This is a genomic window from Rhodococcus sp. JS3073 (assembly GCF_026810085.1).
GTDB classification, from domain to species: domain Bacteria; phylum Actinomycetota; class Actinomycetes; order Mycobacteriales; family Mycobacteriaceae; genus Rhodococcus_F; species Rhodococcus_F wratislaviensis.
This window is the reverse complement of the sequence record NZ_CP113951.1, coordinates 7,387,247-7,413,453: the sequence shown is the minus strand read 5'-3', so window position 1 is coordinate 7,413,453 and position 26,207 is coordinate 7,387,247. Positions and strand designations below refer to the sequence as shown.

The window sequence follows — 26,207 nt, the reverse complement described above, 5'->3', positions numbered from 1 at the left end:
AGCCGCCCGGCGGCATTCGCGATCCGTCCAGAAAGGCTCGTGACCTTACTGTGATCTGAATACGACGAGTGTTTACGCGGTCGTAGCGTGGCGAGCCTCAGGTGCCGACGAGAAGGCGCACGGAGTCGACGACCACCTGCCGTCGGCGGGCCCGGTCCGCGGGGGCCGAGGCGCCGAGTTCCGGTGTCTGCGTATGCCACGACATCGCCACGGACCTGACGACCGCGAGCAGTTCCACGGGCTCGAATCGGGTTGGCAGCACGCCACTTCTCTGCGCTCGCTCGATGTCGGCGAGCTTGGACCGGTTGGACGCGACCACCACCTGGAGCGGGTCACCGTCGGGCCGCTCGAGCTGGTACCAGGTGGCGAGCCGGAGCGTCGCCGGGTTGTCCTCGTACAGGTCGAACGAGCGCCCCGCGTAGCCCGGGAGGTCGGTGGCGTCGAACCGCACCTGCTCGGTGAAGGCCACCACGTGGGCGGCGAATACCGCGTCGAACAACTGCCCCTTGTCGCCGAAGTACGCGTAGATCATCGACTTGTTCGCCTTCGCGGCCAGGGCGATGCGGTCGACCCGCGCGCCGGCGATGCCGAATTCGGCGAACTCGGCTGCCGCCGCGTCGAGTAGTCGTTTCTTCGTTGCCTCTGCATCGCGCACCATGCGACCAGGTTATCAACCAAATAGTTGGTTGACAGCACCTCCTCGCCGGTGTTTCATGGAATCCATTCAGCAACCAACCAGTCAGTTGCAAGAGTGTGGGATGGAGTACAGCATGTCGAAGACCTGGCTCGTCACCGGAACCTCACGTGGTTTCGGCAGGGAACTCGCGACCGCGATCCTGGGCAGCGGCGACAACCTCGTCGCCACCGCCCGCCGGCCCGAACAGCTGACCGACCTGGTCGACACGTACGGCGACCGCGTTCGGGCGGTCGCCCTGGACGTCACGGACGCCGAGGCCGCCCGTACCGCGGTCGCCACTGCCGTCGACGAGTTCGGGGGCCTCGACGTGGTGGTGAACAACGCCGGCTACGCCAACAGCGTCCCGATCGAGGAAATGGACGACGAGGACTTCCGGCAGCAGATCGAAGCCAACTTCTTCGGCGTCGTCAACGTCACCCGGGCGGCACTGCCGATTCTGCGCGAGCAGCGCAGCGGCTGCTTCGTGCAGTTCTCCTCCGTCGGGGGTCGCGTCGGTGGCACGCCGGGGCTGAGCGCCTATCAGGCAGCGAAGTTCGCCGTCGAGGGTTTCTCCGAAGTCCTGGCGGCCGAGGTGAAACCGTTCGGCGTGAAGGTGCTCATCGTCGAACCGGGCGCGTTCCGCACCGACTGGCAGGGTTCGTCGATGCGACGCAGCTCGGTCGGCCCCGACTACGAGGCGACGGTCGGCGCGATGAACCGCTACCGGCGAGACACCGACGGCACCCAGCCCGGAGACCCCGCCCGGGCCGCTCGGATCATCCTGGATGTGGTTGCCGCCGAGGACGCCCCGTTGCGTCTGCTACTCGGGGCCGGCGCCGTCGACATGACCGAGAAGTCTTCCCGCGAACGCGCCGCCGAGGCCCACCGGTGGGCCGACGTCAGCCGATCCGCGGACTTCCCCGCCGGCACCTGACGCTTCGAAAGCGCATCGGCTGTCGCCGATCTCGCGGGTCAGCTGGTGGGGGCTTCCCCACCGAGGGTCTCGAGCACCACCTGCGCGACCGCCTTCATCGTCGACCGGCGGTCCATCGCCGCCCGCTGGATCCACTTGAACGCTTCGGGCTCGGTCAGGGACTGCTTCTCCATCAGGACGCCCTTGGCCCGCTCGACGATCTTGCGGGTCTCCAGACGCTCGGACAGATCGGAGATCTCCCGCTCGAGCGCGGTCACCTCCTTGAACCGGCTGGCCGCCAACTCGACCGCAGGAACCAGGTCGGCTGTGGAGAACGGCTTGACGAGATACGCCATCGCCCCGGCGTCGCGGGCGCGCTCCACCAGCTCGCGCTGACTGAACGCTGTGAGAATGACCACGGGCGCAATACGTTTCGCCGCGATCTCGGAGGCCGCATCGATGCCGTCGCGACGGGGCATCTTCACATCCATGATCACGAGGTCGGGTTTGAGCTCCACCGCCAGGTCGACGGCGGCCTGCCCGTCGCCCGCCTCACCGACCACGTCGTAGCCTTCTTCCCGCAGCATCTCGACCAGATCGAGCCTGATCAGCGCCTCGTCCTCGGCCACCACGACCCGTCGCGGCTGCGACGGCACACCTTGCTGCTGGGGAGCGTTCATGGCCACCATTCTCCTCTGCTCGGACGACCCCGGCGCGGGGAGCGAACGTTAGAAGGGTACCGGTGGTTGACTCCCGACGGCGATCTTCTACAGTGGTACAGCGCAACACGCCCTCGTATCCCAATTGGCAGAGGAAACGGATTCAAAACCCGTCCAGTGTGAGTTCGAGTCTCACCGAGGGCACTGCCAGGATTTCTCCGCGAATCGCAGGTCAGATACTTTCTCTGACCTGCGATTCGCGTCTCGTTCCCCGTCAGGGTGTGTGCGTCACCACTGTCCGCCCGCGACCTGCCGGGTGGCGGCGTTGAGACGGTTCCACAGGTTCACGGTGGCGATCGACAGGACCAGCGACGCGAGGGCCTGCTCGTCGTAGTGCCGGGCGGCCTCGTTCCACACGTCGTCGGGGACCGGGTCCGAACGATCGCTCAACCGGGTCATCGACTCGGCCAGCGCCAGGGCCGCGCGTTCGGCGTCGCTGAAGTACGGAGCCTCCCGCCACGCCGCCACCGCGAAGATCCGCTCGTTGGTCTCCCCTTCCTTCTCCAACTCACGCGAATGCATGTCCACGCACACGCTGCAGCCGTTGATCTGGCTAGACCGCAGATGGACGAGTGCGTGGGTCACCGGCGGCACGTCCGCCTTCGTCGCTGCCTTTCCCAGAGCCAGCAGAGACTTCATGGCGTCGGGAACGATCATCGCGGGGTTGGTCATCCGGGCTTTCATGATTGCCTGCCTCCAAAGGTATTCGGGTGATCTGAAGTCACACCGGCTGATCTTCGTTCTCACTGACATGACGAACCACGACGGCAGAATGTGACAGATGAACGACAACGAAGTTCTGGCGCACCGCTTCGAGGAGAACCGGACGCATCTGTCGGCGGTCGCCTATCGGATGCTCGGCTCGATCAGCGAAGCGGAGGACGCCGTGCAGGAGGGCTGGCTCCGGCTCAGCCGTGCCGAGACGTCGGATGTGGAGAACCTGCCGGGTTGGCTGACGACGGTCGTCGCCCGGGTCTGCCTCGACATGCTCCGCTCACGGAAGACTCGCCGCGAGGAGCCCCTGGATGTCCATGTGCCGGATCCGATCGTGAGCGAATTGGACGGGGCCGACCCCGAGCACGAGGCGGTGCTGGGCGACTCCGTCGGACTCGCGCTGCTGGTCGTTCTCGACACGCTGACACCCGCCGAGCGGCTCGCATTCGTGTTGCACGACATGTTCGCCCTGTCCTTCGACGAGATCGCCGCGATCGCCGGACGCACCCCCGCCGCAGCCCGCCAGCTCGCGAGCCGCGCGCGCCGCCGCGTCCAGGGGTCGGGACCCGCCCCGGATACCGATCTGGCCCGGCAGCGGGAGATTGTCGAGGCCTTCATGGCCGCCTCGCGGGGTGGCCGGTTCGATGACCTCCTCGCTCTGCTCGACCCGGACATCGTCCTGCGGGCCGACCGCGGCGCGGAGGGATCCGACGTGGTGCGCGGAGCCCGCGCCGTCAGCGAGCAGGCCCTCACCTTCTCGCGCTTCGCTCCTTTCGCCCGGCTCGCCCTGGTGAACGGCGCAGCCGGGGTCGTGACCGCACCCGGGGGAAAGACCTTCTCGGTCATGGCCTTCACCGTCTCAGGTGGGAAGATCGCCCGGATCGACATCCTCGCCGACCCGCACCGCCTGCAGCGTCTGAGGCTCGCCCACGCCGGCGACTGACGACCCCGCAGGTAGCGGCGGTTTTTTGTGCCGGATCCTGGGGATCTGCGCCGTCCTGCCAGTACCATGGTGGGACAGGTACGCCCTCGAGCACGGAGGTCACCCATGGAGCTCGGCACCGTCACTTTCACCTACGACGGGCGGGTAGCCCTTCGATTCCAGCAGGCGCTCTCGCACTCGCCGGAGAAGGTGTGGCGTGTTCTCACCGACCCGCAGTACCTGAAGGCCTGGTTTCCCGCCGACGTCGAGTTCGACCTCACTCCGGGCGCCGAGCTCGTCTTCCGGGTGACGCCGGAGCAGGTGCGCCGATTCGGATTGCCCGCAGATCAGACCACCACTGGGACGGTCATCTCGGTGCATCCCGCCCACATCCTCGAGTACCTGTGGGACGCCGAGACGCTGCACTGGGAACTCGTCCCCGACGGCAGCGGAGGCTGCTGGCTGACGCTCACCCACACCGTGGAAGAAGAAGAATCCGCCTACGCCCACGCCGCCGGCTGGCACGCGGGACTCGAGGTGGTCGAAGCGCAACTGGACGGCCGCGAGGTCGACTGGTCCCCGTGGGATCGGGCCGACGAACTCGCCGCGTCCTATCGCAAGACGTCCTGACGACCGGATTCACCGACTGCCAGGAGTGCGTATCGCGGGCAGCAAGACCACACCGGCAGCGACCTTCGTGAAGGAGGTCACCGGAGGGGCGACGCGACGATGGGGTGTGCGCGGCACCGACCTCGGCTGTCCCACGCGCCTGGCCGACGGCAGGGTCGCGTTCTTCTTCGGCGACACGTTCAGCTCACGCGGCCGACACGGCAGGCGGTGGCGCAGCCCAGTCATGTTGCGCTCCACCACAACAGATCTGCGCGGCGGCGTCGAGTTCGAATCCGCGGCCGGCGGCCGGACGGCGAGGGAGATCCTGCCGAACGCGCACGACGTCCGCGAACTCCCCGACCGCGAGTCGGCGGGCACCGAGTTCACCGTCGTGCCCGCAGACGCCGTCACGATCGGTGATCGGACGTATCTGTCCGTCGTCAGTGTGCACTCGTGGAGGTCACGGGCGTGGCCGACGAACTTCACGTACCTCGCCTGGTCCGACGACGGCGGCGACAACTGGCACCGCTCACCCGCCCGTTGGGACAACCTCGGCGGGTCGCTCGATCAGCTGTGGACGATGGAACGGCACGACGGCTACGTCTACGTCGTCTCGAGCGCGTTCGACCGCACCCATCCGGGTGGGATGATCCTCCGGCGGGTCCCCGAATCGTGCATCCTCGAGCCCGCAGCCTACGAACACTGGGGCTGGGACCGCGGCACGGGATGGGCGTGGGGGCGGCCCGCGACCCCGATCCTGCCGGGCCCCGTCGGGGAGATGTGCCTGCGACGAATCGACGGCACCTGGGTCCTCGCGTACTTCGATCCCACCGCGTACGCGATCGTCACTCGCACGGCGGCGCGTATCGACGGACTGTGGTCGGAACCGACCGTGCAGATCGCCGGGGGCGACTGGGGAGCGACGGACGGCACGTGGGCGCAGATCTACGGCGGATTCATCCATCCGGCGTCCACGCTGGACGAGCTGCATCTGTTTGTGTCGCAATGGAACACGACGACCGGGGACCCCTACCGCGTCCTGCAGTTCGCGACCCGGCTGGACGCCGGGTAGCTCACCCGACGAGTTCCGACTCCGTCCACCGCCCCTCCCCTTCGAGTTCCACACCGCGGGAATGGAATTGGTTGAGGGTGCTGCGGTGGCCGACACTCACCACGATGCTGTCCGGGAGTTCGGTCCTGAGCAGGGTGTAGAGCGTGTATTCGAGCCCCTCGTCGATGGCCGACGTGGCCTCGTCGAGGAAGATCACCGCGGGGCGCGCGATCAGCACCCGCGCGAACGCGAGACGCTGCTGCTCACCCGGCGACAGGATCCGCGTCCAGTCGGCGGTCTCGTCGAGCCGATCCCCCAGATTGCCGAGCGACACCTTCGACAGCGCACCACGCACGACGTCGTCGGCCGCCGTCGGCTCCTTCGGGTATGCCAGTGCGGTCCGCAGCGAACCGAGCGGCAGGTACGGCCGCTGGGACAGGAAGATCGCCTCCCCCGCCGGCCGCGACACCGTGCCGTCTGCGTACGGCCACAGATCGGCGAGCGTGCGGAGCAGGGTGGTCTTGCCCGAGCCCGACGGGCCCTTGACCAGCAACGACTGTCCGGGGGTCACGGTCAGCTCGAGCCCCTCGATGAGGGTCTGCCCCGTCGGGATGCGCACGTCCAGCTTCTCGACCTGGAGGTCGTCGCCCGACTTGCCGGTCTTCAGGACCGGAAGTTCGGCGGCGTGCTGGTTGTCGTTGGCCAGACCGTTGAGTCGGATCAGGGTGGCGCGGAAACTCGCGAAGTCGGCGTACGACTCACGGAAGAAGGACAGGGAGTCGTGGACCTGACCGAACGCCTGCGACGTCTGCATCACGTCACCGAGCGACACCTGACCGGTGAACAGTCGCGGACCCTGCACGAGGAACGGGAAGATGACGGCCGTCTGGTTGACGGTGAGGTTCCATCCGCTGAATTTCAACGTCCGGAACACGATCTGCCACATGTTCCGGATGACGTCCGCGAACCGCCCGGCAAGGGTGCGGCGCTCGACGTTCTCGCCGCGGTAGAACGCGATGCTCTCGCCGTACTCCCGCACCCGGATCAGCGCGTAGCGGAAGTTGGCGCCCAGTTTCTCGTTGAGGAAGTTCAGCTTGATGAGGGGCTTGCCGATCCAGAACGCCACCACCGTGGTCACCAGCACGTAGATGTAGACGAGGAAGATCATCGCCCGCGAGATCTCGACGCCGAACACCGTCATCGGGCCGGACAGATCCCACAGGATTCCCGTGAAGGACACGATCGACAGCACGGCGGTCACCGCGCCCATCGACAGCGAGCGGGACGTGGTCACGAAGTTGGTGATGTCGGCCTGGACGCGCTGGTCCGGGTTGTCGATCGCGTCGTCCAGGAACCGGTCGCGGTAGTAGGCGCGGCTGTCGAGCCAGTCGTCGACGAGATGGTGGTTGAGCCACGTCCGCCAGTCGATGTCGAGGGTCTGCCCGATCAGGTACTCGATCAGGGCCCGCACCACGTGGACCGTCGCCAGAATGGCGAATACGCGGAGGAAGTGCCAGAAAGCCGACTCGTCCAGGTTCTGGATCGAATCGTAGAAGTCGTTGTACCAGTAGGAGAACAGCACCGTCATCCGCACCGCGAAGACCGTCGACAGCAGCAGCACCGCCAGGATGGTCAACGGCTTGAGGCTGCGCCGCGGATCGAAGTACGGCGCGGCGAAGCGCCAGAACTGCCTGCCCCATTTGGTGAACCGCGCGAGCAGTATCACTACGACGACGAACGCGACGACAGTCATGACGTAGGCCTTGAGCAGCCACATCGAGCTGTCCCAGACGACGTTGTTCCAGTCCACGACCCATATCCCCGATCACGAGGTGAAACTCACCAGAAAAGATGGAGAAGTGTAACCCCGGACCTCGGTCATCGGCGAGAGATACGCGCAGGACACGCATCGATGCTCACCCACACGTCGCCCGATGTCCCATTTGCGCGGTTTCGACCACACGGGCGGGGCATCCGGGCAGGGAGAACGGGCCCCGCCGACGGGGAGTCTACGAGTCCTTGTCGGGCTCAGGCTTTTTCAGGTTGCCTTCGTCGTCGACGTAGTCGTCGAACGCGGTACCCGACACGGTGCCGTCGGAGCCGGGTAGGACGACCGTCTCCCGGGCGCCCGGCTCGTAGCGGGCGTCGATCTCCTCCACCTTCTTCTTGGCTTCGGCGAGCGCCTCGTCGTCGGGAAGGGGAACTTCGCTCTCGGCCTGCCGGCCGGTGTTCTTCTGCTCGGGTGCGTCTGCGCTCATTGTGCACGTCCGTTCCGTTTCGGAGATTCCAGACCGACCATACGCCGCGGCCCCCAGTTGAACTACCGTTCAAAACCGTTCGGTGGCAAAGGAATGGCGGGGCGCTACTTCCGCGGCGGGAAGTGCCGGATGAGACCCTCCTGGACCACGGTGGCCAGCAGCTCGCCCTCCAGGGAGAAGAACCGCCCCGTCGCGAGGCCGCGGGACCCCGCCGCGACCGGCGATTCCGTGGCATAGAGCGTCCAGTCGTCGAACCGGAACGGCCGGTGGAACCAGATGGAATGGTTGACGGTGGCCGCGACGATCCGGTCCAGCCCCCACGACAATCCGTGGGTGGTGATGATGGAATCCAGGACGGTGGTGTCCGACGAGTAGCCCATGACGGCCACGTGGATCAGCGGGTCGTCCGGAAGGTCGCCGTCCGATTTCATCCAGACCCGGTTGTGGGTGAGCTTCTCCCCCGTGCCCTTCATGATCCACGACGGGTCGTTCGCGTACCGCATGTCGATCGGCTTGAGGGCGTCGACGAACATCTTCAGTCGATCCTCGTAACCCAGGAAGTGGTCGCCCAGTGGCGGCAGCGTGTCCGGGAACGGGACGTCGGGCACCTCGACCGCGTGCTCGAGACCCTTACCCCAGTCCTGGAACGCCGCCAGCATGACGAACAGTTCCTCACCATTCTGCAGCGCCGTGACCTGGCGGTTCGCGAAGGCCCGGCCGTCACGGTGCCGCTCGACGCGGTATTCGATGGGTTCCTTGACATTGCCGCCGCGGATGAAGTGGGCGTTGATCGCGTGCACGGCGCGTTCGCCGCTCACGGTGCGGCCGGCGGCGACCAGTGCCTGGGAAATCAACTGGCCGCCGAACGTCCGGCTCCCCACCTGCGCGGGATGCCGACCTCGGTACGTATCCTCCCCGGTCCTCTCGAGATCGAGAAGTTCGAGCAGGGTCTGGAGATCGGTCTTCGCCGCGACTTCGCTCACCTAGTGGTCCTCTTCGCCGATTCTGTGGACGTGGATCAGGTTGGTCGAGCCTACGGTGCCGGGCGGCGACCCGGCCACGATGACCACCAGTTCACCCTTCTGGTACCGGCCCAACCCGAGCAGCGCGTGGTCGACCTGCCGCACCATCGCGTCGGTGCTCTCGACCGGGTCGACGATGAACGTCTCGGTGCCCCACGTCAGCGACAACTGGCTGCGCACCTCCGGCAGCGGGGTGAACGCCAGCAACGGCAGCGGCGTGTGCAGACGCGCCAGGCGGCGCACCGTGTCCCCGGACTGGGTGAACGCGACCAGCGCCTTCGCGTCCAGCCGCTCCCCGATGTCGCGGGCGGCGTACGAGATGACACCGCGCTTGGTGCGCGGCACGTGGGTCAGCGGCGGCACCTGGGTGGACTCGTTCTCCACGGCCTCGACGATCCGCGCCATCGTGCGCACCGTCTCCATCACGTACTTACCGACCGACGTCTCACCGGACAGCATGACCGCGTCCGCACCGTCGAGCACGGCGTTGGCGACGTCGGACGCCTCGGCGCGGGTGGGCCGCGAGTTCTCGATCATCGACTCGAGCATCTGGGTGGCCACGATGACCGGCTTCGCGTTCTCCCGGGCGATCTGGATCGCCCGCTTCTGCACCAGCGGCACCTGCTCGAGCGGCAACTCCACACCCAGGTCACCGCGGGCGACCATCACCGCGTCGAACGCCAGCACGATCGCCTCGAGGTTGTCGATCGCCTCCGGCTTCTCCAGCTTCGCGATCACCGGGATCCGGCGACCGACCCGATCCATCACGGCGTGAACCAGTTCCACATCGGCAGGCGACCGCACGAACGACAGGGCGATGAAGTCGACGCCTAGGCCGAGCGCGAACTCGAGGTCCGCGATGTCCTTCTCCGACAGCGCCGGCACCGACACGTTCATCCCCGGCAGGGAGACACCCTTGTTGTTGCTGACCGGGCCGCCCTCGGTGACCCGGCAGATCACGTCGTTGCCGTCCACACCGGAGACGACGAGACCGACCTTGCCGTCGTCGACGAGCAGGCGGTCACCGGCCTTGGCGTCCTCGGCGAGCTGCTTGTAGGTGGTGGACACGCGGTCGTGGGTGCCCTCGACCTCGTCGACGGTGATCCGCACTTCCTCACCGTTGGCCCACGTGGTGCGCCCCTCGGCGAACCGGCCGAGCCGGATCTTCGGGCCCTGGAGGTCGGCGAGGACACCGACCGCCTTCCCTGTCGCGTCCGAGGCCGCCCGGACGCGTTTGTAGTTCTCCTCGTGGTCGGCGTGTTCGCCGTGGCTGAAATTCAGCCGCGCCACGTCCATACCGCTTTCGACGAGCTCGCGAATACGGTCACCGGTGGCGGTAGCAGGTCCAAGTGTGCATACGATCTTCGTGCGTCGGTTCACGGCCTCGAGCCTAGTCGTCCCGCGCGCCCTTCTCCATTTAGACGACTGCCAGCGGGAGCGCCGTCGGATGCACCGGCGACGGGAGGTCCGACGCCCCGGTCAGATACACGTCGACGGCGTGCGCCGCGGACCTGCCCTCCGCGATCGCCCACACCACGAGCGACGCGCCGCGGTGCGCGTCCCCGCAGACGAAGACCCCGGGCGCGGTGGTCTGCCAGTCCGGTCCGCAGGAGAGCGATCCGCGCCGGGTGGGCGACAGTCCGTAGTCGTCGAGCAGCGGGCCGAGATCGACACCCTCGAATCCGATCGCGAAAAGCGCTAGTTCGCAGGGCAATTCGATTTCCTCGCCGACCGGCGTGATGATGCGTTTGCCGTCCTCGCGGGTGACCCGGACCTCGGCGAGCACCATGGATCGGACGTTCCCGTTCTCGTCACCGAGGAAGCGCTGCACCGCGACCTGGTATCGGCGGACACCGCCCTCGGCGTGCGCGGGTGACGTGCGCAGCACCATCGGCCACGCGGGCCACGGCGTCGCGGCCTCGTCCCGTTCCGCCGGCAACTCCGGGTTGTAGTCCAGCTGGGTCACCGACAGCGCGCCCTGGCGGTGCGCCGTTCCCAGGCAGTCGGCCCCGGTGTCGCCGCCGCCGATGATGACGACGTGTTTGCCCTTGGCGGTGATGGTCGCGGGACCGTCACCCTCGCATTCCTTGTTCGAGGTGACGAGGTGTTCCATCGCGAGGTGGATCCCGTTCAGCTCCCGGCCCTCGACGGTGGTGTTGTCGCGGCCCCGGAGCGCGCCGATCGCGAGCACGACGGCGTCGAAGTTCTCGCGCATCTGCTCCACGGTGAGGTCGACGCCGACCTCGCAGTCGGTGACGAAGTGCGTTCCCTCGGCGCGCATCTGCATGAGGCGCTGATCGAGGATCGCCTTCTCCATCTTGAATTCCGGGATGCCGTACCGCAGCAGACCCCCGAGCCGGTCGTCGCGCTCGTAGACGGTGACGTCGTGCCCCGCCCGGGTCAGCTGCTGCGCCGCCGCGAGGCCGGCCGGACCGGAACCGACCACCGCGACCTTGCGTCCCGTGGCGATCATCGGCGGCTTGGGCACCACCGTGCCGGACTCCCACGCGACGTCGGCGATGGCCTGCTCGATCCGCTTGATGGTGACGCTGCCCGTCGTGTGTGTGTCGGCGAGCGAGAGCACACACGCCGACTCGCACGGCGCCGGGCACACCCGCCCCGTGAACTCCGGGAAGTTGTTGGTGGCGTGCAACCGCTCACTGGCCGCCGACCAGCGGCCGCGCCGCACCAGGTCGTTCCATTCCGGGATCAGGTTGCCCAGCGGGCAGCCCGCACTTCCCGAGTGGCAGAACGGGATTCCGCAGTCCATGCACCGGGCGGCCTGCTCGGACACCTCGGTGGCCCGGTCCGCCGGACTCTGCGGCGCGTACACCTCGTGCCAGTCGTGCACCCGCTCCGCGACCGGACGCTTGCGCGCCTCCTTCTTGACGATGTGCAGAAATCCCTGTGGATCAGCCACGTGCCGCCTCCATGATCGCAGTGTCGACGTCGAGTCCCTCGGCCTTGGCCATCCGGGTCGCGTCCAGCACCCGCTGGTAGTCCACCGGCATCACCTTGGTGAACAGTGCGGAGCGGCGGGGCCAGTCGGCGAGCACCGACGCCGCCACCGCGGAACCGGTCCACCGGTGGTGCCGGGTGACCGCGCCGCACAACCAGTCGAGGTCGTCCGGGTCGGGTTGCAGGAGCTTCACCATCGCCGGGTTCACGTCCTCGGGGTCCAGGTCGAGGACGTACGCGATGCCGCCGGACATTCCGGCCGCCATGTTCCGGCCGGTCGGTCCGAGGATCACGACCCGTCCGCCCGTCATGTACTCGCAGGCGTGGTCGCCGACGCCCTCCACGACGGCCGACGCGCCGGAGTTGCGCACCGAGAAGCGTTCGCCGACGCGGCCCCGGAGATACAGCTCCCCCGAGGTGGCACCGTAGAGCAGGGTGTTGCCCGCGATCACCTGGGTTTCCGGGACGAACAGGACGTCGTCGGCGGGACGGACCACGATCCGCCCGCCGGACAATCCCTTGCCGACGTAGTCGTTGGCGTCACCGGTCAGGTCGATGGTGATTCCCGGCGGCAGGAACGCGCCGAGCGACTGCCCGGCCGAACCCGTGAACGTGAGCCGGATCGTGTCGTCCGGCAGCCCGGCGGCGCCGTACCGGCGGGTGACCTCCGCGCCGAGCAGTGTGCCGACGGTCCGGTTGACGTTGCGCACCGGCATCTCGATCTCCACGGCGTGCGCGTCCTCGAGTGCGCCCTCGGCCAGCTGGATGAGCGTGCGATCCAGCGCCCGGTCCAGTCCGTGGTCCTGGTCGCGGTCCCGGCGCCGCTGTGGCAGCGGCGTCCCGTCCGGCCCAGTGGGCATTGCGAAGATCGGGGTGAGGTCGAGTCCGCGGTTCTTCCAGTGGGCGATCCCCTGCGCGGTCTCCAGGACGTCGGCGTGACCGACGGCCTCGTCGATGCTGCGGAACCCGAGGTTCGCCAGGTACTGGCGCACGTCCTCGGCGACGAAGCGGAAGAACTCCTCCACGAACTCCGGTTTGCCGGTGTACCGCTTGCGCAGCTCCGGGTTCTGGGTGGCGACACCGACCGGGCAGGTGTCGAGGTGGCAGACCCGCATCATGATGCAGCCCGCCACGATCAGCGGGGCCGTCGAGAACCCGAACTCCTCTGCACCCAGCAGCGCCGCGACCACGACGTCCCGCGCGGTACGCATCCCTCCGTCGCACTGCACGGTGATGCGGTCGCGGAGACCGTTGAGGACCAGCGTCTGCTGGGCGTCGGCCAGCCCGATCTCCCACGGCGCCCCGGCATGCTTCATCGACGTCAGCGGGGTGGCGCCGGTTCCGCCGTCGTTCCCGGAGATCAGGACCACGTCGGCGTGCGCCTTGCTGACGCCGGCGGCGACCGTTCCCACACCCACCGAGCTGACCAGCTTCACGTGGACCCGGGCCCGGTCGTTGGCGTTCTTCAGGTCGTGGATCAGCTGGGCGAGATCCTCGATCGAGTAGATGTCGTGGTGCGGCGGCGGCGAGATCAGCCCGACCCCCGGCGTCGAGTGCCGGGTCTCCGCGACCCACGGGTACACCTTGTACGCCGGCAGCTGGCCGCCCTCACCGGGCTTCGCCCCCTGCGCCATCTTGATCTGGATGTCGCTCGCGTTGATCAGGTAGTCGCTGGTGACGCCGAACCGCCCGCTCGCCACCTGCTTGACGGCGCTGCGGCGCGACGGATCGTAGAGACGGTCGACGTTCTCGCCGCCCTCGCCCGTATTGGAGCGTCCGCCGAGGTTGTTCATCGCGACGGCCATCGTCTCGTGGGCCTCCGCGGAGATCGAGCCGTAGCTCATCGCACCGGTGTTGAACCGGGTGACGATCCGCTCGACCGGTTCCACCTCGTCCAGCGGCACCGGCGGGCGCACGCCCTCGCGGAACGTGAACAGGCCGCGCAGTGCGCCACCGGCCTCGGCGAGCCGGTTCACCTCCTCGCTGTACTTCGCGAACACCTCGTGCTGACCGGTGCGGGTGGCGTGCTGCAGCAGGAACACCGTCTCCGGGGTGAACAGGTGCAGTTCGCCGTCGCGGCGGAACTGGTACTCGCCGCCGTCCTCGAGCCGCCGGTGGGCGAACTCGGCCGGGTTGTCCGGGTACGCCTGCCGGTGGCGGACGGTGACCTCCCGGGCGATCTCGTCGAGACCGGCGCCGCCCAGCTTGCTGACGGTGCCCTTGAAGTACTCGTGGACGAGGTCGCGGTCCAGGCCGATCGCCTCGAACACCTGCGCCGCGGTGTACGAGCCGACAGTGGAGATGCCCATCTTCGACATCACCTTGAGAACACCCTTGCCGAGAGCGGTGAGGTAGTTCCGCACAGCGATCGTGTGCTCGACGCCGGTGAGTTCGCCCTCGGACACTAGGTCCTCGATCGACTCCATCGCGAGGTACGGGTTGACGGCCGCGGCGCCGTACCCGATGAGCAACGCCAAGTGGTGGACCTCGCGGGCGTCGCCGGATTCGACGACCAGCGCCACCTTGGTGCGCTCCTTGGTCCGCACCAGGTGATGGTGCACCGCGGCCACCGCGAGCAGCGACGGGATCGGCGCGCGGGTGTGATCGGAGTCGCGGTCCGAGATCACCAGCGTCCGGTAGCCCTCCGCGATCGCGGCGCTCGCCTGGGCCCGCAATTCCTCGATCGCCTCGGCCATCCCCGCGCCGCCGCGCTCCACGTCGTACAGCGCGCGCAGCACCGTCGCGGCCAGCCCCGGATGGTTGCCGTCCGCGTTCACGTTGATGATCTTGTTCAGCTCTTCGTTGTCGAGCACCGGCCACGGCAGCACGATCTGCCTGCACGACGCCGCGGTCGGCTCGAGCAGGTTCTGCTCCGGGCCCATGACCCGCGACAGCGACGTCACGATCTCTTCGCGGATCGCGTCGAGCGGCGGGTTCGTGACCTGCGCGAACAGTTCGACGAAGTAGTCGTAGAGCAGCCGCGAACGCTGCGACATGACGGCGATCGGCGTGTCCGTCCCCATCGAGCCGAGGGGCTCGCCGCCGGACGCGGCCATCGGCGCGAGCAGGATGCGCAGATCCTCCTCGGTGTACCCGAACGCCACCTGCCGTCGCACCACCGACTCGTGGTTGTGCTGCGCGTGCGGACGATCCGGCAGCGTCTTCAGTTCGAGCAGGCCGGCATACAGCCACTCGGCGTACGGCCGCTCCGCCGCGAGCCGCATCTTGATCTCCTCGTCGGGCACGATCCGGCCCTCGGACGTGTCGACCAGGAACATCTGCCCCGGTTCCAGGCGGCCCTTGGCCACGACCTCCGCCTGCGGGACGTCGAGGACACCGCTCTCGCTCGCGAGGACCACCCGCCCGTCGACGGTCTGCCACCAGCGCCCCGGACGCAGGCCGTTGCGGTCCAGCACGGCGCCGACCGCGGTCCCGTCGGTGAACGTCACACACGCCGGTCCGTCCCACGCCTCCATCAGCGACGCGTGGAACTGGTAGAACGCCCGCCGGTCGGGGCACATCGACGTGTCGTTCTCCCACGCCTCCGGCACCATCATCATCACCGCGTGCGCCACACTGCGGCCTGCGAGGTGCAGCAATTCGAGTACCTCGTCGAACGACGCCGAATCCGACGCGTCGGGGGTGCAGATCGGATACAACCTGCGCAGATCGCCCGGGATCACCGAACTCGACAGCAATGCCTCGCGGGCGCGCATGCGGTTCCGGTTGCCGCGGACCGTGTTGATCTCGCCGTTGTGCGCGACGAACCGGAACGGATGCGCGAGCGGCCAGGACGGGAACGTGTTGGTCGAGAACCGGCTGTGCACGATGGCGATCGCACTCGCGATCCGCGGGTCGCGCAGGTCCGGGAAGTACCGCGACAGCTGGGACGTGGTCAGCATGCCCTTGTAGACGACGGTCCGGCTCGACAGGGACGGGAAGTACACGCCGCTGCCCTCGGACTCGACCTCGGGAGTGACCTGCTCGGCCCGCTTGCGCAGTGGGTAGACCAGGCGGTCGAGTGCCAGGCCGCCGGGCCGGATCCCGCCGACGGCGGGGGCGGTGACGAACAACTGGCTCATGTGCGGTTCGCAGGCCCGGGCGGTGGAGCCGACGTCCGCGCCATCGGGGTCGACGGGCACCCGGCGCCAGCCGAGGATCTCGAGCCCTTCCTCGGCCGCGAGGTCGGACACGCGCCGTTGCGCGGCCGCCCGCGCCTGCGGGTCCTGCGGGAGGAAGCAGATGCCCGCCGCGTACGTGCTGCTGCCGTCGTCGAGCGGTGCGGGGAGATCGAAGTCGACGACGCCCCCGAAGAATTCGGCGGGGAGCTGGAGAAGGATGCCGGCGCCGTCTCCGCTGTTCGGTTCCGATCCTGCCGCACCGCGGTGCTGGAGATTCTCGAGGGCGAGGAGTCCGTCGGAGACGATGGAGTGTGAGCGGCGGCCGTGCACGTCCGCAACCATGGCGACGCCACAGGAATCGACTTCCTGGTCCGGGTCGTACAAGCCCTGGGGACCGGGCAACTGAGAGAACAGCACCGATATACCTCCACATCGGCCAGGAAGACCACCAGTGTGTGCGCTCCGCACGTGCTGTCGGCGGCCTCCGCTAGCGGGGTCGCCACGACGGGCGCTAACTGCTTTTCGGGGGTCTACCGGGACAGCTTCGGCCCGTGAAGGTTGTTACCGGACATACACCCGGCGCGCTCAGCTTACCAGGACCGATACCCCGCGAGATATGCCGAATCCGGCCCCGGAAAGCACTGTGGCCCGTGTCGCATCAGCAACACGGGCCACAGTTCGGTCGGGGATCGTCACTGCTCCCGCAGGGGTCGTCCGTACTTGTCCTTCACGCTCCCGGTCAGCATCATGATGCCGTCGACCAGCGGCCAGATTCCCCCGATTCCACAGGTGAGCCACGTGACGGCGATCTGAGCCACGGCGATGCCGGGCTGGTTCAGGTAGAACCGCCCGACTCCGAAACCGCCGAGGAAGATCTGCAGCAGGCCTGCGGTCAGCTTGGACTTGTCCGAGTACGGCTCACCCGTCAGCGGATGCCTGCCGAACGGCGCCGACGGATCGGCGTACGCGTTGTAGCCGGCGGGGGCGTATCCGGGCGGCGGGAACCCCTGCTGGGGGTAACCCTGCTGCTGCCCGTACCCCGGCTGCTGATACCCGGGCTGCTGGTAGTCCTGCGGCGACTGCGGAGCCGCCCCGTACTGCGCGCCGTAGTTGGGGTCGGGTGCGCCGTAGGTGGGACCGTCCGGTTGCTGCTGGGGCTTCTCGTAGCCGGTGTAGGGCGCGGTCGGCTCGCCGACGTTCGGGAGCGGGGCCGTCGGCTCGGTTCCACTCGGCGACGGGTAGATGGGCGTCGACCCCCAGCCCGGGCCGTTACCGACACCGGAGTAGGTGTCCCAGCCCGGTCCGGTGCCGGACGAACCCGGTGACGGCGTCGCGTCCGACGTGGCCGGCGGCTGGGACAGCGAGGCCTCGGCGGTGGCGTCGTAATCGAAGGGTGAGCCGAACTCGGGCGGCGGGCTCGACTCGGTGCTGTTCTCGGTGCCGTCGCTGCTCTTCCCCAGATCGACCTTGTGTGCGTCCTCGGATGCACCCTTGCCGGAATCGTCGGATGCTTTCCCCGGTTCAGTCATTCGCGTCATCCTTCTTGCTGTCGATGGGCTTCGTGCCCGCCTCGCCGCCGGCACTCGCAGTACTCGCGGCCTTGTCGTCCGATACCGGCTCCGACGCGCCCTCGTCCTTGCCCTCGTTCCCGTCCTCGACGTTCTTCTCGGGCTCCTTCTCCGTGGTCTCGCTGTCGACCGGTTCGCCGTCTGCAGGCCGCAATTCGGCCGGGTCCTCACGGCCCTTCGTCGCGGCGAAGAAGTACACCAGGGCCGCGACGAACACCAGGGCGGACGTGAACGAGTTCACGCGGACACCGGCGATGAGGCTCGCGTGATCGCTGCGCATCAGTTCGATCCAGAAGCGGCCGGCGCAGTAACCGGCCACGTACAGGGCGAAGAGTCGGCCGTGACCGATGCGGAAGCGGCGATCGACCCACACGAGCAGGAGGACGATCAGCACGTTCCACAGCGCCTCGTACAGGAACGTCGGATGCACCACGAACGCGACCTCGCCGGTGGACACCCCGTCGATCAGCTGCGGTGACACCTGGCCCAGGTCGTTGCGCCGCTCGAAGATCTCGAGCCCCCACGGCACGTCGGTCTCGCGACCGTAGAGTTCCTGGTTGAAGTAGTTTCCGAGCCGGCCGATCGCCTGCGCCAGCAGGATCGCGGGCGCGACCGCGTCGCCGAGCGCAGGCAGCGGGATGCCGCGGCGACGACAACCGATCCAGGCTCCGACGCCGCCGAGCGCCACGGCGCCCCAGATGCCGAGGCCGCCCTGCCACACCTTCAGGGCGTCGACGGGGTCGCCGCCTTCCCCGAAGTACGTCGGCCAGTCGGTCATCACGTGGTAGAGACGGCCGCCGATCAGGCCGAACGGCACCGCCCAGATGGCGATGTCGAGGACCGTGCCCTTCTCGCCGCCGCGGGCGACCCAGCGACGGTCACCCCACACGATCGCGACGACGATCCCGACGATGATGAACAGCGCGTACGCGCGCAGGGCCACCGGTCCGACATACCAGACACCTTGGGGTGGACTCGGAATGTAGGCCAGTACGTCCACAGTGGAAGTCACGACGCCACGGTAGCGGAGCGAACGCCCTCGGCGAGTTCCTTCGTGAGCGAGCGCACGGCGTCCAGACCGCTCTCCGCGGCCGTGACCAGCGCGGATCCGACGATGACCGCATCGGCGTACGCGGCGATCTCGGCGGCCTGCGCGCCGGAGCGGACACCCAGTCCGACACCCACCGGAATGTCCGAGTGGGCGCGGATGCGGGCCGTCAGCTCGGGTGCCATCGACGACACCGCGTCACGGGCGCCGGTGACACCCATCGTGGACGCGGCGTACACGAAGCCGCTGCTGGCGTCGAGTGTCATCGCGAGGCGTTCCTCGGTCGACGACGGCGCCACGAGGAAGATCCGGTCGAGGTCGTGTTCCTTCGACGCGGCGATCCACTCGCCGGCCTCCTCCGGGATGAGGTTGGGCGTGATCAGCCCGAGGCCGCCCGCGCTCGCCAGGTCGCGGGAGAACTTGTCGACCCCGTACTGCAGGACCGGATTCCAGTAGGTCATCACGACGGCCTTGCCGCCGACGGAGGCGATCGCCTCGACGACGGTGAACACGTCACGCACCCGGACACCGTTCCGCAGCGCCGTCTCGGCCGCCGCCTGGATGGTGGGTCCGTCCATCACCGGGTCGGAGTAGGCGATGCCGACCTCGACGATGTCGCAACCGGATTCGACCATCGCCTTGAACACGTCGATGGACTCCTGCACGGTCGGGAAACCGGCGGGGAGGTACCCGACGAGCGCGGCGCGCTTCTCCTCGCGGCACTGCGCGAACGTCGGGGCGAGGCGCGAGAGTCGTTCGCTCACTTGGCCGAACCTTCCTTGTCAGTCGTGGTGGTCTCGGTCGAGTCGTCGGGATCGAACAGTCCGAACCACTTGGCGGCGGTGTCCATGTCCTTGTCGCCGCGCCCGGACAGGCTGATGACGATGATCGCGCCCTCCCCCAGTTCGCGGCCCAGTCGCAGCGACCCGGCGACGGCGTGGGCGGACTCGATGGCCGGGATGATGCCCTCCCGCTCGGACAGCAGACGCAGCGCGTCCATGGCCTCCGTGTCGGTGACCGGCTCGTAGGTGGCGCGGCCGATGTCCTTGAGGAGTGCGTGCTCCGGTCCGACACCGGGGTAGTCGAGGCCCGCGGAGATCGAGTGCGACTCGATGGTCTGGCCGTCCTCGTCCTGCAGCAGGTACGAGTACGCGCCCTGGAACGCGCCCGGGGTGCCCGCCGCGAACGTGGCGGCGTGCCGCCCGGTCTCGACGCCGTCACCGGCGGCCTCGTAGCCGACCAGCCGCACGGCCGGGTCGTCGAGGAACGCGTGGAAGATGCCGATGGCGTTGGAACCGCCGCCGACGCACGCCGTCACCGCGTCGGGCAGCCGACCCGTCAGCGCCTGCACCTGGGCGCGCGCCTCCAGACCGACGACGCGCTGGAAGTCGCGGACGATGGTCGGGAACGGGTGCGGTCCGGCAGCGGTGCCGAAGCAGTAGTACGTGTTGTGGGCGTTGGTGACCCAGTCGCGCAGCGCCTCGTTGATGGCGTCCTTCAGGGTCCTCGACCCCGACTCGACCGACACCACCGAGGAACCCAGCAACCGCATGCGGGCGACGTTCAGCGCCTGCCGCTCGGTGTCGACGGCACCCATGTAGATGACGCATTCGAGGCCGAGGAGCGCACAGGCGGTCGCGGTCGCCACACCGTGCTGGCCGGCGCCGGTCTCCGCGATGATGCGGGTCTTGCCCATGCGCTTGGCGAGCAGCACCTGACCGAGCACATTGTTGATCTTGTGCGAGCCGGTGTGGTTGAGGTCTTCGCGCTTGAGGATGAGCCGCGCCCCACCGGCGAACTCGCTCATCCGTTTCGCCTCGAAGATCGGGGACGGACGGCCGGTGTAGTCGCGCTGGAGACGATCGAGTTCGTTCAGGAACGCGTCGTCGGCGCGGGCCTTCTCGTACTCGGCGGTGACCTCCTCGATCACTGCCATCAGGGCCTCGGGCACGTGCCGTCCGCCGTACACGCCGAAGTGTCCTCCGGCGTCGGGGTCGTGCGTCGTGCGCTCGGCGATTCCGGCGCTGGCAGTCGGCAGATTGCCACCCTTGAAGACGGTTTCCTGATTACGTGAAGTCACAGGACCAGTCTGCCCCAACGCCGGGTTCCGCCGCCGTCCGGGTCAGCTCCGCCGACGCAGCGTCAGCGTGACGGCTTGGGGCAGGACGGGTGAGCGCCGGCGTTGACCAGATCGGCGACCGCCTTGCGCGGATCCCCGCTGGTGACGAGGCCTTCGCCGACCAGCACCGCGTCGGCTCCCGCACCGGCGTAGGCCAGCAGGTCGGCCGTGCCGCGCACACCGGACTCGGCGATCTTGATGATCTCGGTGGGCAGCCCGGGAGCGATCTCGCCGAACGTGTTCTTGTCGACCTCGAGCGTCTTGAGGTTGCGGGCGTTGACACCGATCACCTTGGCGCCCGCCTCGAGCGCCCGGTTGGCCTCTTCCTCGGTGTGGACCTCGACGAGGGCCGTCATGCCCAGCGACTCCGTGCGGTCGATCAGCGACGCGAGCGCGTCCTGTTCGAGGGCGGCGACGATGAGCAGCACGACGTCGGCGCCGTGCGCGCGGGCCTCGTGGATCTGATACGGCCCGACGATGAAGTCCTTGCGGAGGATCGGGATGCTCACCGCGCGGCGGACGGCGTCGAGGTCCGCGAGGGACCCCTGGAACCGCCGCTCCTCGGTGAGCACGCTGATCACGCGGGCCCCACCGGCCTGGTACGCGGCGGCCAACTCGGCGGGGTCGGTGATGTCGGCGAGCGCGCCCTTCGAGGGACTCGCGCGCTTGACCTCGGCGATGACTCCGATGCCCGGCTCGAGCAGGGCGGCCGCGGCATCGAGGGCCGGCGGTGCGGCGGCGGCGGCAGCCTTGACTGCGGCGAAGTCAAGGACGGCTTCGCGGGCGGCGACGTCGGCGCGCACCCCGTCGAGAATCGAGTCGAGAACGGTCATCGTGGCCCGAGTCCTTTCTGGGCAGAAACCCGATGTGAGGAACATCATCAGGGGTGAAGTCAGCCTAGATGGCACTCTGATTCTGTTTACGTTCGGGTCCCCGGGTCTTTGTCCGGTCCGTCAACTTGGTCGACAGGTTCGGCTTTCTTGTCTTCCACCGTCGGGTCCTCCCCGGCGTCCAGGGCATCCCAGAGCATGCGCTGGGTGACGGGACCCTCAGCCGAATCGGCGCCGGTCTTCTTCGCCGCATCACGTCGCGCACCGGGGCTGTCGTACTTGGAGGAGAGCCCGGCCCGCACGCGCGGACGGCGGACGAGTTCCACCGCGGCAGCGAGCGCCGCCAACGCGCCCACCAGCGCGAGAACGGCGGGGCCGACGTGCACGGACACCGACTGGACCTCGGCGCGGCCCGGCAACTCGGCCAGCCGGCCCGCCTCGTCGTCGGAGGCGCCGGACACGATCAACCCCACGGCGGGGACCGCGGCCGCGACGGCCACGACCGCGACGAGCACACCGAGCACCCGCAGCGCCCAGCCCTTCACGGCGAACGACGCGGCGATCGCGGCGACCAGGGTCAGCGCCAGCGGCGTGAGCGCCGCGGCCCACGTGCCGCCGACGAGCGCGGACGTGCGCTCCTCGCCGAGCCCGTCGGAGGAGGTGACCTCCACCCACGTCATCCGGGAGGCACCCCACAGGCACAGCGCGGCGACGGCGAGCAGCAGCACCGAGATCATCGACCGGCGACGTCCCGCCCGCCCGGGTTCCCGGGCCGTCTCCGACGCGTCACTCACTGCGTGTCGCCTCCCAGGGTCTTCAGCGTGTGTGCCGCCGCGATCGCGCTGAGCACCGCCATCGCCTTGTTCCGCGCCTCGGTGTCCTCGTATTCGGGGTTCGAGTCGGCGACGACGCCCGCACCCGCCTGGACGTACCCGATGCCGTCCTTGATCAGCGCCGTCCGGATCGCGATGGCCGTGTCGGCGTCGCCGGCGAAGTCGAGGTACCCGATGATGCCGCCGTAGATGCCCCGGCGCGTGGGCTCGAGTTCCTCGATCAGCTGCATCGCCCGGACCTTCGGCGCGCCCGACAGGGTGCCCGCCGGGAAGCACGCGGTGACGGCGTCCAGGGCCTGCTTGCCGTCCGCGAGGTGACCGGTGACGGTGGAGACGAGATGCATCACGTGGCTGTACCGCTCGATGTGGCGGTAGTCGTGAACCTTCACGGTGCCCGGTTCGCACACGCGCCCGAGGTCGTTGCGGCCCAGATCCACGAGCATCAGGTGCTCCGCGTTCTCCTTCTCGTCGGCGAGCAGGTCCTTCTCGAGCAGGATGTCCTCCTCCTCGGTGTGCCCGCGCCACCGGGTTCCCGCGATCGGGTGCGTGGTGGCGACGCCTTCCGACACGGTCACCAGGGCCTCCGGGCTCGAACCGACGATCGAGAACGCGGTCTCGCCGTCGCCGTTCGGCACGTTGAGCAGGTACATGTACGGGCTGGGATTGGAGGCGCGCAGCATCCGGTAGACGTCGATCGGGTCCGCCGTGCAGTCGATCTCGAAGCGCTGCGACAGCACGACCTGAAACGCCTCGCCCGCCTCGATGTCTCCCACGAGCTTCTGCACGTCGGCGCCGAAACCTTCGGTGGTGCGCTGACGCCGGTAGTCGGGGGCGGGCTTCGCGAACGTGGACACGGTGGACGACGCCGGGGCCGACAGGGCGTGCGTCATCCGGTCCAGCCGCTCGACCGCGGAGTCGTAGGCTTCGTCGACGCGTTCGTCCGTGCCGTCCCAGTTCACGGCGTTGGCGATCAGCGTGATGGCGCCCTCGTGGTGGTCGACGGCAGCGAGGTCCGTCGCCAGCAACATGACCATCTCGGGGATCTGCAGATCGTCGGTGGCGTGCTCGCCGATCCGCTCGATCCGGCGCACCGCGTCGTATCCGAGGAAGCCGACCATGCCGCCGGTCAGCGGCGGCAGGTCGGGCAGCCGCTCGGTGCGGAGCAGTTCCAGCGTCTGGCCGAGGGCCGCGATCGGATCGCCGCCGGACGGGACACCCGCGGGGACGTTGCCGTACCACGCGGCCTCACCGTCGACGACGGTGAGCGCGGCGGGGCTGCCCGCGCCGATGAACGACCATCGCGACCACGATCGGCCGTTCTCCGCCGACTCGAGCAGGAAGGTCCCCGGCCGGTTCGCCGCCAGCTTGGTGTACGCCGACAGCGGAGTTTCCGCGTCAGCCAGCACCTTGCGCGTCACCGGGACCACCCGGTGTTCGGCGGCGAGAGCGTGGAACTGCTCGCGCGTGGTGGTCGAGTCGGACCCGCCGTCGGCCGGGGTGGCGGCGGACTCGGGTGCGGAAATCGTGGTGGGCTCGCCGTGCATGCCGACCATCATCCCAGGCGCACTCGTCGTGTCTGCGTGCGCGGGTAGCCTCGGCTCTCATGAAGCCAGGTCAGCTCGCACCGGAATTCACCCTGCCCGATCAGGACGGCATCGCGCGATCGCTGTCGAGCCTCCTCGAGGACGGCCCTCTGGTGCTGTTCTTCTACCCTGCGGCGTCGACGCCGGTCTGCACCGCCGAGGCCTGCCATTTCCGTGACCTCGGCATCGAGTTCTCCGCGGTGGGCGCGTCCCGCGCCGGGATCAGCACCGACGCGGTGGAGAAGCAGGCGTCATTCGCGCAGGCGCAGTCGTTCGACTACCCGCTGCTGTCGGACACCGACGGAGCCGTCGCGGAGAAGTTCGGGGTCCGCCGCGGACTGCTCGGCAAGCTCGCCCCCGTCAAGCGGTCGACGTTCGTCATCGACACCGACCGCACCGTGCTCGAGGTCATCTCGAGCGAGTTCCGCGCCAACACACACGGCGATCAGGCGCTCGCCTTCCTCCGGACGCGTCAGTCCACCTGAATCGACCGTTTGGCCAGCCCCATCCAGAAACCGTCGACCACCTGCCGGGGAATCTGCTCGGGATCGCTCGAGGCGCCCAGCGTGACGAACAGCGGCGCGAAGTGCTCGATCGTCGGGTGGGCGTACGGCATGCCCGGCGCGAGCGAGCGGAAGTCGACGAGCGAATCGACGTCGCCCGCGGCGAGCCGCTCGTCCGCCCAGGCGTCGAACTCCGACGACCAGCCGGGTGCCTTCGCGTCGGGTGACGGGTCGCGCAGGAACGGCAGCCCGTGGGTGGTGAATCCGGAACCGACGATCAGCACACCCTGCTCGCGCAGGGGACGCAGCCGCTCACCGAGGTGCAGCAGTCGCTGCGGGTCGAGCGTGGGCAGCGAGATCTGGAGGACCGGGATGTCGGCGTCGGGGTACATGACCGTCAACGGCACGTAGGCGCCGTGGTCGAGGCCGCGGTGCGGCTGATGCGACACGGTCTCGTCGTCCGGCATCAGGGCCGCGACCTGCGCCGCGAGTCCGGGGGCGCCGGGCGACTCGTACGTGGTCCGGTAGAAGCGTTCGGGGAAGCCCCCGAAGTCGTAGACCAGGGGCGTGCCGGTGGTGGTGGATCCGATCGTGAGCGGCGCGGATTCCCAGTGTGCCGACACCATCAGGATGGCCTTCGGCCGCGGCAGGTCGCCCGCCCACTTCGCCAGCTGCGCGACCCACAGTTCACTGTCGACCAGCGGAGGCGCACCATGGCTGAGGAACAGTGCGGGCATGGTGGCGGTCATCGCGACTCCTTCGGATCGAGATCCAGCATTGAACTCTCAATGTTGAACCTTCAAGTTACTATAGGAGTCAACCCGGGGGCGCGGCAACTATTCCCCGGACACGATCCGGTCCGCGACGTGCTAACTATGTTGGACACGCTGCACGCGTGGATCGACGTACGGATGGAGGACACCACTGATGAGTGGTAACGACGAAGGCAAGTCGGCCGAGCCCGGCACCCGATGGCTCGACGCAGAGCAGCAGGAGGCCTGGCTCACCCTCATCGCCCTGGTCACCCGGCTCCCCGCCGCACTCGACACCCAGCTCCAACGCGACTCAGCACTCACCCACTTCGAGTACTTCGTCCTCGCCTCACTGTCCGGCGAAGCGAACCGGCGCCTGCAACTGTCCCTGCTCGCCCAGCGCGCCAACGCGTCACTGTCCCGGCTGTCCCACGTCGTCACCAAGATGGAAAAAGCCGGCTGGGTACGCCGCGAGAGCATCCGCGGCAGCCGCGGCTCCGACGCCGTCCTCACGGACGAAGGCATGGCCAAGGTCGTCGAGGCCGCACCCCCGCACGTCGAATCCGTCCGGTCCCTGATCTTCGACGGACTGTCCGCCGAACAGGTCCGTCAGCTGTCCGAACTGTCCGGCGCCATGCTCACCCAACTCGACAAGAGCATCGCGTCGGGAACCGGCCGAGCCTGACAGCACTCACCCCAGCGGCGTCCCGGCAGCTCACCCCAGCGGCGTCCCGGCAGCTCACCCCAGCGGCGTCCCGGCAGCTCACCCCAGCGGCGTCCCGCCGACACCCCAGCTGTCGCGCGGGACCTCGGTGATCGTCACCCACACCTTCGCGGGATCCTTGCCCGTCGCATCGGCGTAAGCCTGCGTGACGGCCTCGATCGTGGCGCGCTTCTGCTCCGCGGTGAGCCCCGGTGTCTGACTGATCTGAATCAATGGCATGCGGGCATTCTGCCCGAGGGCATGCGGGCATTCCGCCCGAGGGCATGCGGGCATTCCGCCCGAGG

At 68.5% G+C, this 26,207-nt stretch carries 24 protein-coding genes and 1 tRNA gene; 7 read left to right on the top strand and 18 right to left on the bottom strand.

The features are described 5' to 3' along the window. Positions 1–97: 97 nt before the first annotated feature. The gene (locus OYT95_RS33875; protein ID WP_037237433.1) at positions 98–658 is read right to left on the bottom strand and encodes a TetR family transcriptional regulator; all 561 of its coding nucleotides are present in this window, start codon (positions 656–658) and stop codon (positions 98–100) included. Positions 659–770: 112 nt separating this feature from the next. Here OYT95_RS33875 and OYT95_RS33870 point away from each other — a divergent pair, with 112 nt between their 5' ends. Further along, a complete protein-coding gene (locus tag OYT95_RS33870; RefSeq protein WP_037237436.1) occupies positions 771–1,610 on the top strand; it encodes an oxidoreductase in 840 nt (279 codons plus the stop codon). Positions 1,611–1,648: 38 nt separating this feature from the next. On the opposite strand, the gene OYT95_RS33865 is transcribed toward OYT95_RS33870, so the two are convergent. Beyond that, a complete protein-coding gene (locus OYT95_RS33865) occupies positions 1,649–2,278 on the bottom strand; it encodes an ANTAR domain-containing response regulator (RefSeq protein WP_005260374.1) in 630 nt (209 codons plus the stop codon). 100 nt (positions 2,279–2,378) lie between these two features. On the opposite strand from OYT95_RS33865, the gene OYT95_RS33860 reads away from it, so the two are divergent. Further along, positions 2,379–2,452, top strand: a tRNA-Leu gene (locus OYT95_RS33860). Between the two features lie 84 nt (positions 2,453–2,536). Here the strand turns inward: OYT95_RS33860 and OYT95_RS33855 are convergent. After that, complete coding sequence (locus OYT95_RS33855; RefSeq protein WP_037237439.1) at positions 2,537–2,992, bottom strand: carboxymuconolactone decarboxylase family protein; 456 nt, start codon at positions 2,990–2,992, stop codon at positions 2,537–2,539. Positions 2,993–3,089: 97 nt separating this feature from the next. On the opposite strand from OYT95_RS33855, the gene OYT95_RS33850 reads away from it, so the two are divergent. The 3 genes from OYT95_RS33850 to OYT95_RS33840 all read left to right on the top strand — a co-directional run bounded on the left by OYT95_RS33850 (position 3,090) and on the right by OYT95_RS33840 (position 5,625). After that, a complete protein-coding gene (locus OYT95_RS33850; protein ID WP_037237443.1) occupies positions 3,090–3,965 on the top strand; it encodes a sigma-70 family RNA polymerase sigma factor in 876 nt (291 codons plus the stop codon). Positions 3,966–4,070: 105 nt separating this feature from the next. Then, positions 4,071–4,574 (top strand): SRPBCC family protein, encoded by a 504-nt coding sequence (locus tag OYT95_RS33845; protein WP_005260370.1) that lies wholly within the window; start codon positions 4,071–4,073, stop codon positions 4,572–4,574. A 25-nt stretch (positions 4,575–4,599) separates the two neighbouring features. Further along, positions 4,600–5,625 carry a DUF4185 domain-containing protein gene (locus tag OYT95_RS33840; RefSeq protein WP_037237446.1) on the top strand — a complete coding sequence of 342 codons (1,026 nt, stop codon included), beginning with the start codon at positions 4,600–4,602 and terminating at the stop codon, positions 5,623–5,625. Position 5,626: 1 nt separating this feature from the next. On the opposite strand, the gene OYT95_RS33835 is transcribed toward OYT95_RS33840, so the two are convergent. From OYT95_RS33835 to OYT95_RS33775, 13 genes are all read right to left on the bottom strand, one after another. Next, positions 5,627–7,414 carry an ABC transporter ATP-binding protein/permease gene (locus OYT95_RS33835; RefSeq protein ID WP_037237449.1) on the bottom strand — a complete coding sequence of 596 codons (1,788 nt, stop codon included), beginning with the start codon at positions 7,412–7,414 and terminating at the stop codon, positions 5,627–5,629. 199 nt (positions 7,415–7,613) lie between these two features. Then, positions 7,614–7,862 (bottom strand): hypothetical protein, encoded by a 249-nt coding sequence (locus OYT95_RS33830; protein ID WP_037237452.1) that lies wholly within the window; start codon positions 7,860–7,862, stop codon positions 7,614–7,616. Between the two features lie 104 nt (positions 7,863–7,966). Next, positions 7,967–8,845 carry an acyl-CoA thioesterase gene (locus OYT95_RS33825; protein ID WP_037237454.1) on the bottom strand — a complete coding sequence of 293 codons (879 nt, stop codon included), beginning with the start codon at positions 8,843–8,845 and terminating at the stop codon, positions 7,967–7,969. Beyond that, positions 8,846–10,264, bottom strand: coding sequence for a pyruvate kinase (gene pyk / locus OYT95_RS33820; RefSeq protein ID WP_009473661.1), 1,419 nt, complete (start codon positions 10,262–10,264; stop codon positions 8,846–8,848). Between the two features lie 37 nt (positions 10,265–10,301). After that, entirely contained in the window at positions 10,302–11,804 is a 1,503-nt protein-coding gene (locus OYT95_RS33815; protein WP_037237456.1) for a glutamate synthase subunit beta, read from the bottom strand. Continuing rightward, positions 11,797–16,380, bottom strand: a complete 4,584-nt coding sequence (gene gltB, locus OYT95_RS33810; RefSeq protein ID WP_037237458.1) for a glutamate synthase large subunit — start codon at positions 16,378–16,380, stop codon at positions 11,797–11,799. Before gltB ends, OYT95_RS33815 begins: the two co-directional genes overlap by 8 nt. A 275-nt stretch (positions 16,381–16,655) precedes the next feature. Beyond that, positions 16,656–17,492, bottom strand: a complete 837-nt coding sequence (locus OYT95_RS33805) for a TM2 domain-containing protein (protein ID WP_081792552.1) — start codon at positions 17,490–17,492, stop codon at positions 16,656–16,658. Beyond that, positions 17,485–18,543 carry a prolipoprotein diacylglyceryl transferase gene (gene lgt / locus OYT95_RS33800; RefSeq protein WP_037237460.1) on the bottom strand — a complete coding sequence of 353 codons (1,059 nt, stop codon included), beginning with the start codon at positions 18,541–18,543 and terminating at the stop codon, positions 17,485–17,487. Before lgt ends, OYT95_RS33805 begins: the two co-directional genes overlap by 8 nt. Further along, entirely contained in the window at positions 18,540–19,343 is an 804-nt protein-coding gene (gene trpA / locus OYT95_RS33795; RefSeq protein ID WP_005247486.1) for a tryptophan synthase subunit alpha, read from the bottom strand. Before trpA ends, lgt begins: the two co-directional genes overlap by 4 nt. Next, the gene (gene trpB / locus OYT95_RS33790) at positions 19,340–20,659 is read right to left on the bottom strand and encodes a tryptophan synthase subunit beta (RefSeq protein WP_005247488.1); all 1,320 of its coding nucleotides are present in this window, start codon (positions 20,657–20,659) and stop codon (positions 19,340–19,342) included. The genes trpA and trpB overlap by 4 nt, the downstream gene beginning before the upstream one ends. Positions 20,660–20,721: 62 nt before the next feature. Next, a complete protein-coding gene (gene trpC, locus OYT95_RS33785; RefSeq protein WP_005247490.1) occupies positions 20,722–21,531 on the bottom strand; it encodes an indole-3-glycerol phosphate synthase TrpC in 810 nt (269 codons plus the stop codon). Positions 21,532–21,617: 86 nt separating this feature from the next. Then, positions 21,618–22,322 (bottom strand): TIGR02234 family membrane protein, encoded by a 705-nt coding sequence (locus tag OYT95_RS33780; protein ID WP_037237462.1) that lies wholly within the window; start codon positions 22,320–22,322, stop codon positions 21,618–21,620. Next, the gene (locus tag OYT95_RS33775) at positions 22,319–23,905 is read right to left on the bottom strand and encodes an anthranilate synthase component I (RefSeq protein WP_112300754.1); all 1,587 of its coding nucleotides are present in this window, start codon (positions 23,903–23,905) and stop codon (positions 22,319–22,321) included. Before OYT95_RS33775 ends, OYT95_RS33780 begins: the two co-directional genes overlap by 4 nt. Positions 23,906–23,964: 59 nt before the next feature. On the opposite strand from OYT95_RS33775, the gene OYT95_RS33770 reads away from it, so the two are divergent. Beyond that, positions 23,965–24,429, top strand: a complete 465-nt coding sequence (locus OYT95_RS33770; RefSeq protein ID WP_037237464.1) for a peroxiredoxin — start codon at positions 23,965–23,967, stop codon at positions 24,427–24,429. Here OYT95_RS33770 and OYT95_RS33765 read toward each other — a convergent pair. Then, positions 24,417–25,196 (bottom strand): dioxygenase family protein, encoded by a 780-nt coding sequence (locus OYT95_RS33765; protein WP_037237466.1) that lies wholly within the window; start codon positions 25,194–25,196, stop codon positions 24,417–24,419. The genes OYT95_RS33770 and OYT95_RS33765 overlap by 13 nt on opposite strands. 178 nt (positions 25,197–25,374) lie before the next feature. Here OYT95_RS33765 and OYT95_RS33760 point away from each other — a divergent pair, with 178 nt between their 5' ends. Beyond that, positions 25,375–25,884, top strand: coding sequence for a MarR family winged helix-turn-helix transcriptional regulator (locus tag OYT95_RS33760; RefSeq protein ID WP_037237468.1), 510 nt, complete (start codon positions 25,375–25,377; stop codon positions 25,882–25,884). Between the two features lie 78 nt (positions 25,885–25,962). Here OYT95_RS33760 and OYT95_RS33755 read toward each other — a convergent pair whose 3' ends face one another. Next, entirely contained in the window at positions 25,963–26,142 is a 180-nt protein-coding gene (locus tag OYT95_RS33755; protein WP_005260336.1) for a tautomerase family protein, read from the bottom strand. Between the last annotated feature and the right edge of the window lie 65 nt (positions 26,143–26,207).